Below are 13,210 nucleotides of genomic sequence, written 5' to 3'. Positions count from 1 at the left end.
TGCCTTTGATTCATTGTCTTTATTTATCGTGTAATGCTTCTTTTAATTCATCACTTGAGTGATCCCACATGTCTTTATCATGATTTTTAAGGAATTCTCGGATAATCGCAATATTGTCATCACCAATATGGTCAATGACAATTTTATGTTTCATAGATTTATCCATCATGTTGACATGCTCAGGCATACTCTTATAGCCTCTGCGGATTTTCTTATTAACTAATAAATAACATGCCGTCAAACCAGCATAGTAAGCCCCTTGTTCGCCACGTTCAGTTGTGACCCAACATAACCAATAGGCTTTTGCTTCAGGTCCTTCTACAGCTTCTTTGTCCGTAATCCATTTCACGCCTTTTTCAACATCTGCACGCGCATGCATCGCACCGATATCAATAAATGCTTCTTTCTCTTGTAAATCTATAAATACAGGTGCAACGTTATCCAAACTGATTGCCCCGATATTCGTTCCTTTATGGCCATCTAACGGGTCATTTTTAATAATATTGAAATTGAATCCCTTTTTGTCTGCCACAAGTCACACCTCCATTTTAATTACCTTTATCTATTTTACTGTATCATCTGATACTTTTCGAACACAATGGTTTGACCCTCAGTTTAATTCATTCAAAATACCGAGAATACGGTCTCGAATCTCATCATCTTCAATATTATGCACTAATTCCTTAGGATAATATAATTTATAATCTTGACGGTGAATACCTGTAATACTTTGAATGACCATAGACTGACTGCTGATTTCTCTAATTTTGCCATTGTGTTGGAGTAAATGAATCGGCTGGCGGTTAGACCCCGGTCTGTCATAATCATAAGGCAAGTCAGAGAAAGATTCACTGACAAAGTAATAGTCCGGATTAATGCCGCCTGCTTCAAACAGTTCTCTTAATTCGTTCATCGTTATAATCGATCCATCAAACGGTAAATATTTAAATAAATCCCGGTTGATAAAACGACGTGCTAAATCGCTTAAAATCGGATCATCTTCTTTAATCCATGCCTTCAAGTAGTAGAGAACAACCGCTTCATCCAACTCCACATACTGTTCAATTGTCATTGTTCCTTCAAAGAAAGGAATAAAATCTTTAGGAAACAGCTTAAATTCATAACCTGATTCATATAACGCCTTCGCACGTTTTAAACAATTGTTTAATAAGACCTCTCCGCCACGACTGACCGGATGGAAATAAATCTGCCAATACATTTGGTAACGACTCATAATAAAGTTCTCTACCGCATGCATGCCGCTTTCTTTAATCAAGACTTCATCCTTGGTCGGACGCATTAATCTTAAAATACGTTCCATATCAAACTTACCGTAAGATACACCTGTAAAGTAAGCATCACGTTGTAAATAATCCATACGGTCTGCGTCAATTTGTGATGAAATCATAGAAATCACAAGCTTATTCGGATGTGTTTTATTAATCACATCTGCGACAGCTTTAGGGAAATTCGGCGATACTTTACTTAAAACTGCGTTGACCTCTGTATCTCCTGTAATAATCGCTTGTGTAAATGCTTCATGATCTGTATTGAAGATTTTCTCAAAGCTATGAGAGAACGGACCATGGCCTAAATCATGAAGGAGTGCTGCACATAAAGCCAGCAGACGATCATCATTATTCCATGCTTTACGTCCCGCAAATGATTCATCAATAATTCGGCGTACGATTTCATAGACACCGAGTGAATGGCCGAAGCGACTATGTTCTGCCGTATGGAAAGACAAATACAACGTGCCGAGCTGTTTAATACGACGTAAGCGTTGAAACTCTTTTGTCTTCACTAAATCCCAAATCACTTGGTCTTTAACATGAATATAGCGATGAATCGGATCTTTGAATACCTTCTCTTCATATAACTTTTGCGTACCGTATTCTGTCTTTGCCATGAGATTCCCTCCATCGTGTTAACATCATTTGCATTAAAATGCTTTCTTCATCAAGGCAAGGTCCATCACTTCACCATATACTTCGCGATTATAGGCACGTACCATTTCAAACCCTTGTTGACGATAGTATTCTACGCCCTCTTCATTTTGGTTATCTACTTCAAGGTACACTGCATCATATTGCCCTTTAAAATGCTCAAGCCCTTTTTCAAGCAATGCTGTGCCATAACCTTTACGCTGTGCTTTAGGATGAATATAATGTGCAGATAAGAAGAGTTCACTGCCGTTAATAAAGTTCGCAAACCCGACAATTTCTCCATCTTCTTCTGCCACTAAAAATAATTGTTCTTTTAATCGTTTAAGCAAATGTTGCTCGTTATAAGCAGCTGTCAGCAATTCGTTCACTGTTGTAGCTGCGTAAATATTTAAATACGTGTTATACCATGCTTTTGTTGCCACATCTCTGATGCCGACAACATCTGCAGGTGTTGCTTCTCTCACTGTATGCATCGTTAGTCACGTCTCCTTACATAGTTCAACTTTCGAAATGAATAAATTAATTATATCATATAGATTCTAAAATTGTGGCAAAACGTACTCCTGTTTCCCGTGTACTTTTATGCTTTATTTCTCTTTAAATATCAGGCTTTTATCCAAACGCTATTCCTCTATTATACCTCAGTCGACCGTGTCATTCATTGACGCCAATCGTAAATTAACATACTTCCATGAATGCACCTGTGAACCACAACTTTTTACACATAAATTGAACAAAAAGTTAAGTTTTTGTAAAAAAGATGAATAACATACAGATAGCCCGGGTATATGAATTTTGCAAGAGGAAACAAAAAGTACCCTATTTAATTAAGCAAAAGGGACTAAAAACTCAATAAAAGGTGATTAAAATATGGATGATACGAGCTTTGGTAACATTTATATTGACTCACAACCTGTCACATTAGATTGGGACACTTTAGTCACAGATGAATCAGAAATGGCGGTAGACGGAATTCCACCATCATTGATTGACAAATGGGTGAAACGTAAAGAATTAATCCCGTCTTATACTAAAGATAATTTACGCCACTTCTACACTAAAGATGTCTTAAATGCGTGCAGATCCTATGTGGAAGTTTATTAAGAATTTAACATCACGAGTAACGTCACATCTTGAATATTCAACAGTCAATATACAAACGAATCTCGCGATAATTAAAGGATATGAAAACGGACCTGTTGACTGGTAGCACACCAGTCATTCAGGCCCGTTTTTTTTATATACGTGAAGTTATTATTTTGTTTGTTTACGTTTGGCTAATTTTTCTTTTAATTTTCGATCTTGCTCTTCTTTTCTGCGTTTACGTTCTTCATTACGTTTGCGCAAACGTTCTTCCTCTTCAGGGTCGCGAGGTTTTTGAAGTTGCTTCTCAACTTTTTCCATCAATTCATCTTCCGTCAAAGCGGCTAATGGACGGTTATTCACAAAAGCAAATGTCTTTCTGCGACCTGGACCGCAGTATGATTGGCAGCCCACCTCTATTTCAGCATCTGGATCTAGTTTCTTTAATTTTCTTTCCAAAGATTTGCAATTAACGGCTTGGCAATCATCACAAATCAAAAATTTGTTTTTCACTGCTTTGTCCACCTCACTTTATCTCTATCATTTATTTTAAACTATTTCAACTTTATCTATTTTACTCGTTTTCCGTAATTTTTCAAGCAACGATTTTGTGACTGGCCTAACTATCAAAAAAAGTGCCGCACCGTATGTTGACCGGTGAGACAGCCTGACGTCTTATTGTCCTTGGTATACATGGAAAGGCAAAGGTTTAATATTCGATGCTTTCCAACTGTCATAAATTGACTGACGATGTTTCGGGTTACCGATAATTGCGATACCGCAATCTCCGCCGCCTGCACCTGATGTTTTGGCAGCTGCGCCGTATGTTTCTGCGATGTCGCATAATAATTTCAATTGCGGGGTTTCAATGTCTACGACCGCTTCTTTGTCCATCATCTGGATGATTGAGCGGTTGCGTCTGATCATTGCTTGAACCCCTTTTAGGTTATTGGTTTTGAATGCGTAGATGAGACGTTCTACACAAGATTGTGATTGTTCTAGGAAACGGCTGTAGAAATCAATATCTGATTTGAGACGCTTCACTTCACTGACTAAGTAAGGAGAGGATGCGGGTGAGCCGGTCCAACCAATTAAGACTTCCATGTTTTCTGGGGCTTGAAGCGGTTCTGTATAAAGACCTGGCCAGTTTTTCTTCACGACTTCTGCGACAGAGGATGTTTCAATCTGCTGCATAACCCAATCGTGATCAAACGTACTGTAGGCAAGCCAGCCTGTGAAGACACTGACTGCGATATCACCGCATGAACTTAAACTTTGTAATTTCATATTCGCAATGACAGCCAATTTATATATATTCAAATTAGCTAAGTCCAATTCATAAAATTCATTTAAAGCTTTGACAACTGATACTAAGACAGCAGCACTAGAACCTAAACCATATTTATGGCCAGATGCATCATCTAAGTTACTATCAATCACTAAGTTAAAATGACGTAGTGTTTTACCACATGCTTTGGCGTATTGTTCAAATACTTCGACTGCAGTAATGACATACGCTAATTGTTTTGCAGCATCTGCATCTGATACAGATATCTTATCGCCTTCTCTTTGGAACGTAATTGGTTCATGGTGTAACGTCTTAGAATGAATAGAGCCTCCATTTTCTCCAGAAGCTTCAATGCTGGCAGTAACGAAACGATTGACCGCAATCAACACGGATTTGTATCCGGGTTCTGTTACCGCATATTCACCTGCAATATAAAGTTTACCTGGGGCTTTGACTTGAATCATAGCTCATCTTCCTCATTTATAATTTCAACGCCTGTACCGATATCACTTGCGATGATTTGTTCTGAATCAAAATAGGTTGTCAATTTATCAATCACAGCTTGTTGATGCTGTTTTTGTACTAATACTTTCACATTGGGGCCTGCATCCATAGTAAAGTATGCCGGTAAACCTGCTTCACGACATTCATGTACTAAAGCCATCGCATCATAGCTTTCAGGCACCAAATATGTAAATGGAGGTTGTGAACCTAGATTTGTCGCATGCATACGTAAACCATTTTCTTCAAAGACACGACCTAAACGATCGAAATCTTTATCTGCAATCGCTGCTTTCGCTTCTGTAATATCTGCATCTACATGATCCAACCAATATTGATAGAAGCGTGATGTATTTCTCGTTAATGACATGCCTGCACGACTTTTCACTTTTTTAGATTTTTGATTAATCACCACAAAAATCATGGCTAAATCATCTTCCCAGTGATCTGCATCAATCGCATGCGCATAAGAAGTTTCATCATCATGGCCTTTTTCCCATTCTGCGAATCCGCCAAAGATACTGCGACTCGCTGAACCAGAACCACGGCGTGCTAAACGAGATAAATCTTTATCAGACAGATTCATTTCTAACGCCTCATTACATGCTGCAGCTAATGCCGCAAAGGCACTTGCTGAAGATGCTAAGCCTGCTGCTGTCGGTACGAAATTAGTACTTTCAATACGTGCATTTAAGTCAGTCCCTGCACGTGCTCTGACAAGATCTAAATAGGCTGAAATTTTCTGAGTCTCTTTTTCATCTGCTTCTTCACCGTTTAAGAAGAAATAATCTCGATCTAACTGTGCATCAAATGTTGCACGTGTTTCTGTATAAAATTTATCTAAAGTCAACGATAGACTGTTATTCATCGGAATGATCAGTGCTTCGTCAGCTTTCCCCCAATACTTAATCAGCGCAATATTCGTATGCGCTCTCGCTTTGCCCGTCTTCACCAATTGAATTAACCTCCTAAATTCTCAATCCAAGTATGTTGCGCGCCTGCTTCTTTAACTGCTTGTGCGACTTTTTTCGCTGTCGCATAGTCTTTTACTAAAGTAATCACACTGCCGCCACGACCGCTTCCTGTCAATTTACCAGCTACTGCACCAGCTTGTTTCGCCACTTGCAGTAAACGGTCAATCTTTGGATGGCTGACAGTCAATGTAGATAAGTAAGTTTGACATTCATTAAAAATTTCTGCCAAAGAATCAAAGTTATGTGTATTAATCGCTTGGTTCGCTTTATGTACTAAACGTCCAATACGCTCGATAAATGCCATATTCGCTTGATTATTTTTCACTAATTCATGAACATCACTCACTGCCTCTTTGGTATTCCCTTTGATGCCTGTATCTAAAACGACCATATAACCTGCAACACTTAAAGTTTTTAATGGCGTAAAGACACCTTCTTGGAACCATGTCGGTTTATTAGAGACAATCGTTTGTGCATCAATACCGCTCGGTTTGCCATGCGCAATCATTTCCGCCCAGTTAACATGCTCAATCAATGTTTCATCAGATAACGGTTTATCCATAAAATCAAAAGCCGCTCTCGTAAAAGCAACCGCTACTGCAGCGCTAGATCCTAATCCTCTTGAAGGCGGTAATTGTGCATCAATTCTTATCATGACAGGTGATTCAATATGATTTTCTTCTTCGAATCTGCTGATTAAAGCCTGTAAATGTTCAGGGGCATCTGCAATTTCACCTTCAAAAACATCACTAATCATCGTTGACACAGCCAATTCCGGCATTTCTTCAATTGTTACTGTCACTTTTCCAGAAGCAAATGGCATCGCAATGGCAGGTTGTCCAAACGTTACCGCATGTTCCCCTACTAATATTATTTTCCCATTCGATTCCCCGTATCCTGTTCGTGTCATATCTCATCACCTTTAGCACTTTCCTAGTTTGTCATGGTATATCGCTCCACCCTGTTTGTGTGCATGTTAAAATATCCAGTCACTCTCTTTTTCGAGTTCGTAGAAAATGACAGGATGATAAGTCGCACCTCGCGTCTTTTGTCATTGATATACCCATAATCGATTTCCGACATTTTATTTTCAATCAATTAATTCTTTTTCTGTTATCTATTGATTCAAACACCGTTATATTATACCCTATTTCCGGTTTTATTTTATCCTACCTAGGTTGTAAAATTAATACCTGATATTAAACTACTTACTCATTTTACCGAAAATTGATGATGATTTAAACGATTTGTTCATATATCGGTCATAATTTTCACTTTCTAGGGTAAATTACAAGAATATTTTTTAAAACTCTACAAGACAAAAAGGATGTACCTAGCTTTTCAGCTATTTACATCCCTTTGTGCTTAATTGTCCATTTTCGCGTTAATTTTAGCATTACGTTCAATCATACGTTCAAAATATTTCTCGAATCGTTCCCACTCTTCATCACTGATAGCTTCCATATTCAATGTACCACCTAAATCTTTGATGGCATAAAGTAATTTAAACATCACATCTTGAACTGTCAGTTCATGTCCGAATAATGTTTCGAGTGAAGCCATACAAGTTGGATCGATATCTGGATATTTGAACTTTGTACTTTCACCTTGAAGCGCTTTATCATAGAAAGCTTTCATCATTTCAGCACGTTCTTCACCAGAACCTTCAACACACAAATAGACTTGCACAGCAATGCCGCCTCTGACCCTGCGTTGAGAGATGCCCGCAAACTTCTTATCATTGATACTTAAATCAAATTTTCCTGGGCAATAGGACCGTTCAATTTCTTTCGTTTCAATCTTGACTTGTTCATCTTCGAACATCTTAGATACAACGAGATACATCAAATTGAATGCTTCATCAATTGAAACTTCTGTTTTGCCTTTAAATATTAACGAAAAGTTTAAAATGCCTTGATCTAACACGACACCTAATCCACCAGAATTTCGAACTATCACATTATAGCCGCGTTCATCGACTAAATAACGGATACCTTCTTCTAAATGTGGCAAGCGCGCATCATGTGTTCCTAAAATAACCGTATGCTGATGAATCCAAGTGCGGACTACACTGCAAGATAAATCCTTACCCACGCTTTCAGAAAATGTATCATCAAACGCGAAAGATTGCATTGGCGCAAACCCTGTTGAATGGTCTATATAACGCCAATTTTCTCCTTCGAAATAACGTTGTGCTAAATCCATTATTGTAAAGTTTGTGCTGCAGTGATGATTGATAAGTTGAAGACGTCTTCAGTTGAGCAACCACGGCTTAAATCGTTTACTGGAGAGTTTAATCCTTGTAAAACTGGTCCAATTGCTTCATAACCGCCTAAACGTTGTGCAATTTTGTAGCCGATGTTACCTGCTTCTAAGCTTGGGAATACGAAAACATTCGCATCACCTTTAATTTGTGCGTCCGGTGCTTTTTTAGCCGCAACTTCTGGTACGATTGCTGCGTCGAATTGGAATTCACCATCGATCACAACATCTTTTAAGCCTTCTGATTCAGCTTTTTCTTGTGCTGCTTTTGTTGCTTGCGCTACTTTTTCAACATCGTCTGATTTCGCAGAACCTTTAGTTGAGAAGCTTAATAATGCGACTTTAGGATCCATGCCGAAGCTTTTTGCTGTTTTCGCACTTTCAACCGCAATTTCAGCTAAGTCATTTGCTTCTAATGTAGGGTTGATTGCGCAGTCGCCGAACACATATTGTTCTTCGCCTTTAATCATGAAGAATACACCTGATGTTCTTGAAACACCTGGTTTAGTTTTGATGATTTGTAATGCAGGACGAACTGTATCGCCTGTTGAGTGTGCAGCACCGCTGACTAGTCCTTCAGCTTTGCCCGCATATACAAGCATTGTACCGAAGTAGTTGACATTGTTAAGCATATCTTCTGCTTGTTCTTTAGTTGCTTTACCTTTACGACGTTCTACAAATGCCTCTACTAATTCTGGTTTCAAATCACTTGTTGAAGGTGTGATGATTTCAATACCTGAAATATCTAAACCTTTGTCTTTCGCCAACGCTTCAATTTTATCTTGGTCACCTAATACAACAGGTGTTACGAAATCTGAAGCTTGTAATTTTGTTGCTGCAGTCAATACACGTTCGTCTTCACCTTCAGGTAATACAATACGTACGTTCTTTCCTGAAAGTTTGTCTTTCAATACATCTAATAAACTAGGCATAATATCCTCCTTGAAAATCTCGCTTTTTAATATTTTTTCATTGATAATTATACGTCATTTAAGAAGGAATTTCCACGTTCCGACCCTCAATCGATTTGTATGCTTTGTTACTGCCTTTATGATAAAATTTGAATTGAATCAAAAGATATTTCAAAAGGAGCGATATGAATGAGTCAAGCAGCAGAAACATTAGATGGTTGGTACAGCCTCCATTTATTATATGCAATCGATTGGCCGACATTACGTCTTGTACCTAATGAAGACCGTCAAGAAATTGTCAAAGAATTCCAAGATTTCTTAGCTAAATTAGGTTCAGTACGTGAACATCATAAAGGTGATCATGTTCTTTATAATATCACTGGTCAAAAAGCCGATATTTTACTTTGGGTATTACGTCCAGAAATGCAAGAACTGAATGCGATTGAATTAGCTTTAAATAAATTACGCATTGCAGATTACCTAATTCCTACGTACTCATACGTTTCTGTGATTGAATTAAGCAACTATCTTGCTGGTAAATCTGATGAAGATCCATATGAGAACCCTCATGTTAAAGCACGCCTTTACCCTGAATTGCCAGAAAAAGATTATATTTGCTTCTATCCAATGAATAAACGTCGTAACGAAACATATAACTGGTATATGCTTTCAATGGAAGAACGCCAAAAATTAATGTATGACCATGGTATGATTGGTCGTAAATATGCGGGCAAAATCAAACAATTCATCACAGGTTCAGTTGGCTTTGATGATTTTGAATGGGGTGTTACACTCTTCGCTGATGATGTACTGCAATTCAAAAAAATCGTTTACGAAATGCGTTTCGATGAAACAACAGCACGTTATGGAGAGTTCGGCAGCTTCTTTATCGGACATAGATTACCAGAAGATAGCCTAGAAAAATTCTTCAGTCTTTAAACCATATGCTAACCAAAAACTAAGGGATTGACCTCACGGTCAATCCCTTCTTTCATATGAAGCGGCACCTGTTTCAATCAAAGAACAGGTGCTTTTCTATGTATTAAGGTCTCCATTGAACACGCATCATAATATGGAAGAGAACGCTATAGCACCCCTATCGCTATAGGTTCTCTTCAAGTCATCTATAGTATGGTGTTATTCGTTAATTAAAGCAGAAAGCTAACCAGCATTAAGAATTGAACGACACCTATGTACCACATGTACGCTGTCCCAACAGCCTGTACGTTAGCGGCACGTTCTTCGGCATCATCCACTCCTAATGTCGGTAGTTTCTGCCGTCTAAGCGTACACGTGTATGGCTTGAAATACAGTGTCGCTCATCCCTCGTGTAGTGTCCTTGGAGAACTCTGCCACTACTTGTTAAGCTGGCTAACTGATAAGCAGCTACTGTCGCTACTCAGTTAACATGCTTTAACAGCTAACCATTATAACTTTAACCGTTTAGAAATATTTGAAACATTTGATATAGTATACAAGTATATTATGTTGGATAATTAGAAATATAAGTCATAATATATCACTTTTATCTTTTGATACTGTCACCATCCGATTTTAAATCCTTTTCACCCTTCTTATTCACAACTGTCGAACAAACTTTTACCTAATTAAAATCAAATCTTAGGTTGTTTCTTAACCTATTTTCCGACATAATAGATACATTAATTGAATTTTCTAAAATTTGAAACCAGTTATTGAACAAAGGAAAATGAGTGATGTTATGGAATTAGATAATAGATCAAGTTATATCGAAGATACCCCTAAAGAACGTCTTGCGAAAGATACGATTATGTTAGCTGGACGTATCTTATTAGAGTCTGGCGCAGAAGGTACGCGTGTAGAAGGCACAATGACACGTATTGCCGAAACACTCGGCTTTTTCGAAAGTAACAGTTTCGTTACGAACACAGTCATCAACTTCTTATTAGATAATCAAACCACACCAAGAATGTACCGTATTGAATCTCGAGATACTAATTTAATCAAAATCTCTCAAACCAATTCTGTATCTCGTAAACTTGCGGCTGGAAAGATTGACTTAGAAGAAGCCTATGAAACTTTAAAGTCCATTTATGATGCTAAACAAACCCATGATTTAATTTATAAAGGGATTGCGGCAGCAATTATTTCAATCAGCTTCTTATACTTACAAACAGGCAACTTTGTGGATATTGTTGCGACTATCTTTGCGGGAAGTTTAGGGTATTTGTTAGTTGAAATGTTGTATCGTGCAAATTTAAAAACCTTGTTCATCCCAGAATTTTTAGGTTCCGTCGTCATTGGAGGCATTGCGATACTCGGACATAACTTAGTACCAGACGGCTCGCTTTCTGCGATTATCATCGCCGCTGTCATGCCGATTGTACCTGGCGTACTCATTACCAATGCGATTCAAGATTTATTCGGCGGTCATATGATGATGTTTACGACCAAATCTTTAGAAGCATTAGTGACATCGTTCGGCATCGGTGCTGGTGTCGGTACCATGTTGCTAATATTTTAGGAGGGTGATGACAACATGCTATTTTGGATTTCACATTTTTTCTTTAGTTATATTGCATCACTGTTCTTTTGCGTGATATTCGATGCGCCAAAACGCATGTACTTTTATGCGGGCTTCGTAGGGGCATGCGGCTGGATGGTCTATATCTTTTTATATTCCGGCCTACATATTCACACTATCTACGCCTCTTTCTTTTCAAGTCTGACACTCGGCTTAATCAGCCATATCATGGCACGATTAAAGAAAGAACCTGTCATTATCTTTATGATACCTGGTATTATTCCTTTAGTACCTGGAGGCTTGGCCTTTGACACGACTAAAAGCTTAATCATCTTAGAATTCAGCAAAGCTGTTCCTACAATGCTTGAGGTTACATTAATTGCTGGAGCTATCGCAATGGGCTTACTCTTTGCTGATCAGATTGCACGCTTAATCATTACCAGCAAAACGAAATTGACACCTAAAACTAAGCATTAATAGTTTGATACACAGACACCCAATAAAGCAATGATACCTACAATGCTTTATTGGGTGTCCTTATTTTATCAAGATAGAGAACATCTCCATAACGGTCAATCAAATAAAAAAACAATATAAATACACTTGCATAATATAGATATTAAAACTAAAATATAGTTGAAGGGAAATATAACATTAGGAAGAAGGCAAACATCATGAAAAACATCAAATTTTATTTCAAAGGCAGTCCTTCAGAAATTCGTTATTTAGAAAAGCAACAGAAAGAAGGATATGTATTAAAAGACATACAAAATAATATCTATACTTTTGAAAAAGACCCTGAAGTTCAAAACACAACACTTCAGGTGACATTCGCAAGAACAAAAGATTTATTAGAAGAAAGAAGTCAAAATAGAAGTAAAGCTCCTTTCCTCTCAGTCCTAGCAAAAAAACTTTTTTACTCAAAGTATACTGTGCTTTATAGTTATCTTAAAAATAATGACGATCCTATATACAGTACTATTAGCGATACCAAAAACATTGAACATGAATATCTTAGTTTCTTTAAGCGTATAAACTTTACTTTGGCAATTTTGACCATGATAATTTGTGTTGCCTTATGGTCTTATTACACTGCAATTGGCAAACCATCATCTACTTTAATAATGCCAATGCAAATTATGCTCATGATTTTTCTAATCACTTTACTTTTTAGTATTTTAATCAATCGAAGAATTCGTAAATCATGCCCTAAACTTCACGATGAATTATATTTAAGTTATTCTGTTTCCATCAAAAATGAATCAGAACTTCCTAACATTGATTCTCTCAAATATCTTGGTGCTTGGCGTTACCAAACAGAGAAAGACGGCAAACATTATTATAGTCTTTTAAGTAAAGAGACAAAAGACGCTATTATACTGGCACTTCAAAAAGAATTGAATCTTTCAAATGAGGACATTTTTGTCTATTCACAATGGGACTTATTCCCTGTCTATATGCATTTCTAGATACTTAGCACCAAGCAAACAGAGATAAACTATCCCTATAATCACAAAATAAATACGCATACCTTCTCAATTTGGAAAGTATGCGTATTTATTTTACTTATCTTTCGATTTGAACCGCTTCATAACGATATTAAATACCATTACACACGCTGCCCCGAGTATCAATGGAATGGGCTCAAAGATATTGAGTTTATAATTGATCGCAAGTATTATTCCAATAATGACGATGAGTACTACTAATTTTGTTAGATTCATGGTGTCACCTCTTTATTC

15 protein-coding genes are annotated in these 13,210 nt (G+C 37.5%); 5 read left to right on the top strand and 10 right to left on the bottom strand.

The window, feature by feature from the left end; all coding sequences use genetic code 11:
• Positions 1-19 precede the first annotated feature (19 nt).
• From ACFCT9_RS11350 to ACFCT9_RS11340, 3 genes are all read right to left on the bottom strand, one after another.
• A complete protein-coding gene (locus ACFCT9_RS11350; protein ID WP_412519379.1) occupies positions 20-532 on the bottom strand; it encodes a YwhD family protein in 513 nt (170 codons plus the stop codon).
• 78 nt (positions 533-610) lie between these two features.
• Positions 611-1,909: an HD domain-containing protein gene (locus ACFCT9_RS11345; protein WP_412519377.1), complete on the bottom strand. Its 1,299-nt coding sequence runs from the start codon at positions 1,907-1,909 to the stop codon at positions 611-613.
• A 33-nt stretch (positions 1,910-1,942) separates the two neighbouring features.
• Positions 1,943-2,419, bottom strand: a complete 477-nt coding sequence (locus ACFCT9_RS11340; protein WP_412519375.1) for an N-acetyltransferase family protein — start codon at positions 2,417-2,419, stop codon at positions 1,943-1,945.
• A gap of 397 nt (positions 2,420-2,816) precedes the next feature.
• Here ACFCT9_RS11340 and ACFCT9_RS11335 point away from each other — a divergent pair, with 397 nt between their 5' ends.
• Entirely contained in the window at positions 2,817-3,050 is a 234-nt protein-coding gene (locus tag ACFCT9_RS11335) for a hypothetical protein (RefSeq protein WP_412519373.1), read from the top strand.
• Between the two features lie 150 nt (positions 3,051-3,200).
• On the opposite strand, the gene ACFCT9_RS11330 is transcribed toward ACFCT9_RS11335, so the two are convergent.
• The 6 genes from ACFCT9_RS11330 to pta all read right to left on the bottom strand — a co-directional run bounded on the left by ACFCT9_RS11330 (position 3,201) and on the right by pta (position 8,986).
• Entirely contained in the window at positions 3,201-3,542 is a 342-nt protein-coding gene (locus tag ACFCT9_RS11330; protein WP_412519371.1) for a DUF1450 domain-containing protein, read from the bottom strand.
• Between the two features lie 162 nt (positions 3,543-3,704).
• Positions 3,705-4,781 (bottom strand): phosphomevalonate kinase, encoded by a 1,077-nt coding sequence (locus tag ACFCT9_RS11325; RefSeq protein ID WP_412519369.1) that lies wholly within the window; start codon positions 4,779-4,781, stop codon positions 3,705-3,707.
• Positions 4,778-5,773: a diphosphomevalonate decarboxylase gene (mvaD, locus tag ACFCT9_RS11320; protein WP_412519367.1), complete on the bottom strand. Its 996-nt coding sequence runs from the start codon at positions 5,771-5,773 to the stop codon at positions 4,778-4,780. Before mvaD ends, ACFCT9_RS11325 begins: the two co-directional genes overlap by 4 nt.
• Positions 5,774-5,778: 5 nt before the next feature.
• Complete coding sequence (gene mvk, locus ACFCT9_RS11315) at positions 5,779-6,702, bottom strand: mevalonate kinase (RefSeq protein ID WP_412519365.1); 924 nt, start codon at positions 6,700-6,702, stop codon at positions 5,779-5,781.
• Positions 6,703-7,157: 455 nt separating this feature from the next.
• Complete coding sequence (locus tag ACFCT9_RS11310; RefSeq protein ID WP_412519363.1) at positions 7,158-7,997, bottom strand: biotin/lipoate A/B protein ligase family protein; 840 nt, start codon at positions 7,995-7,997, stop codon at positions 7,158-7,160.
• Positions 7,997-8,986, bottom strand: a complete 990-nt coding sequence (gene pta, locus ACFCT9_RS11305; protein ID WP_412519362.1) for a phosphate acetyltransferase — start codon at positions 8,984-8,986, stop codon at positions 7,997-7,999. The genes ACFCT9_RS11310 and pta overlap by 1 nt, the downstream gene beginning before the upstream one ends.
• A gap of 168 nt (positions 8,987-9,154) precedes the next feature.
• Between pta and hemQ the strand changes: the two genes are divergently transcribed.
• The 4 genes from hemQ to ACFCT9_RS11285 all read left to right on the top strand — a co-directional run bounded on the left by hemQ (position 9,155) and on the right by ACFCT9_RS11285 (position 12,937).
• Positions 9,155-9,904, top strand: coding sequence for a hydrogen peroxide-dependent heme synthase (gene hemQ / locus ACFCT9_RS11300; protein WP_412519360.1), 750 nt, complete (start codon positions 9,155-9,157; stop codon positions 9,902-9,904).
• A gap of 781 nt (positions 9,905-10,685) precedes the next feature.
• Complete coding sequence (locus ACFCT9_RS11295) at positions 10,686-11,468, top strand: threonine/serine exporter family protein (protein WP_412519358.1); 783 nt, start codon at positions 10,686-10,688, stop codon at positions 11,466-11,468.
• A gap of 15 nt (positions 11,469-11,483) precedes the next feature.
• Positions 11,484-11,945, top strand: coding sequence for a threonine/serine exporter family protein (locus tag ACFCT9_RS11290; RefSeq protein ID WP_412519356.1), 462 nt, complete (start codon positions 11,484-11,486; stop codon positions 11,943-11,945).
• 197 nt (positions 11,946-12,142) lie between these two features.
• A complete protein-coding gene (locus tag ACFCT9_RS11285; protein ID WP_412519355.1) occupies positions 12,143-12,937 on the top strand; it encodes a hypothetical protein in 795 nt (264 codons plus the stop codon).
• 93 nt (positions 12,938-13,030) lie between these two features.
• Here the strand turns inward: ACFCT9_RS11285 and ACFCT9_RS11280 are convergent, their stop codons facing one another.
• Positions 13,031-13,192, bottom strand: a complete 162-nt coding sequence (locus tag ACFCT9_RS11280; protein WP_412519354.1) for a hypothetical protein — start codon at positions 13,190-13,192, stop codon at positions 13,031-13,033.
• Between the last annotated feature and the right edge of the window lie 18 nt (positions 13,193-13,210).

This window comes from Staphylococcus simulans, from assembly GCF_047037175.1.
GTDB classification, from domain to species: Bacteria; Bacillota; Bacilli; order Staphylococcales; family Staphylococcaceae; genus Staphylococcus; species Staphylococcus simulans_C.
The sequence above is the reverse complement of the archived record's forward strand: the minus strand, read 5'-3'. Positions and strand labels throughout refer to the sequence as shown.

Excerpts from the sequence above, each read along its gene's own strand:
- ACFCT9_RS11345 (WP_412519377.1), bottom strand. The coding sequence starts at position 1,909 with ATGGCAAAGACAGAATACGGTACGCAAAAGTTATATGAAGAGAAGGTA.
- ACFCT9_RS11340 (WP_412519375.1), bottom strand. The coding sequence starts at position 2,419 with ATGCATACAGTGAGAGAAGCAACACCTGCAGATGTTGTCGGCATCAGA.
- ACFCT9_RS11335 (WP_412519373.1), top strand. The coding sequence starts at position 2,817 with ATGGATGATACGAGCTTTGGTAACATTTATATTGACTCACAACCTGTC.
- ACFCT9_RS11325 (WP_412519369.1), bottom strand. The coding sequence starts at position 4,781 with ATGATTCAAGTCAAAGCCCCAGGTAAACTTTATATTGCAGGTGAATAT.
- mvk (WP_412519365.1), bottom strand. The coding sequence starts at position 6,702 with ATGACACGAACAGGATACGGGGAATCGAATGGGAAAATAATATTAGTA.
- ACFCT9_RS11310 (WP_412519363.1), bottom strand. The coding sequence starts at position 7,997 with ATGGATTTAGCACAACGTTATTTCGAAGGAGAAAATTGGCGTTATATA.
- pta (WP_412519362.1), bottom strand. The coding sequence starts at position 8,986 with ATGCCTAGTTTATTAGATGTATTGAAAGACAAACTTTCAGGAAAGAAC.
- hemQ (WP_412519360.1), top strand. The coding sequence starts at position 9,155 with ATGAGTCAAGCAGCAGAAACATTAGATGGTTGGTACAGCCTCCATTTA.
- ACFCT9_RS11295 (WP_412519358.1), top strand. The coding sequence starts at position 10,686 with ATGGAATTAGATAATAGATCAAGTTATATCGAAGATACCCCTAAAGAA.
- ACFCT9_RS11290 (WP_412519356.1), top strand. The coding sequence starts at position 11,484 with ATGCTATTTTGGATTTCACATTTTTTCTTTAGTTATATTGCATCACTG.
- ACFCT9_RS11285 (WP_412519355.1), top strand. The coding sequence starts at position 12,143 with ATGAAAAACATCAAATTTTATTTCAAAGGCAGTCCTTCAGAAATTCGT.
- ACFCT9_RS11280 (WP_412519354.1), bottom strand. The coding sequence starts at position 13,192 with ATGAATCTAACAAAATTAGTAGTACTCATCGTCATTATTGGAATAATA.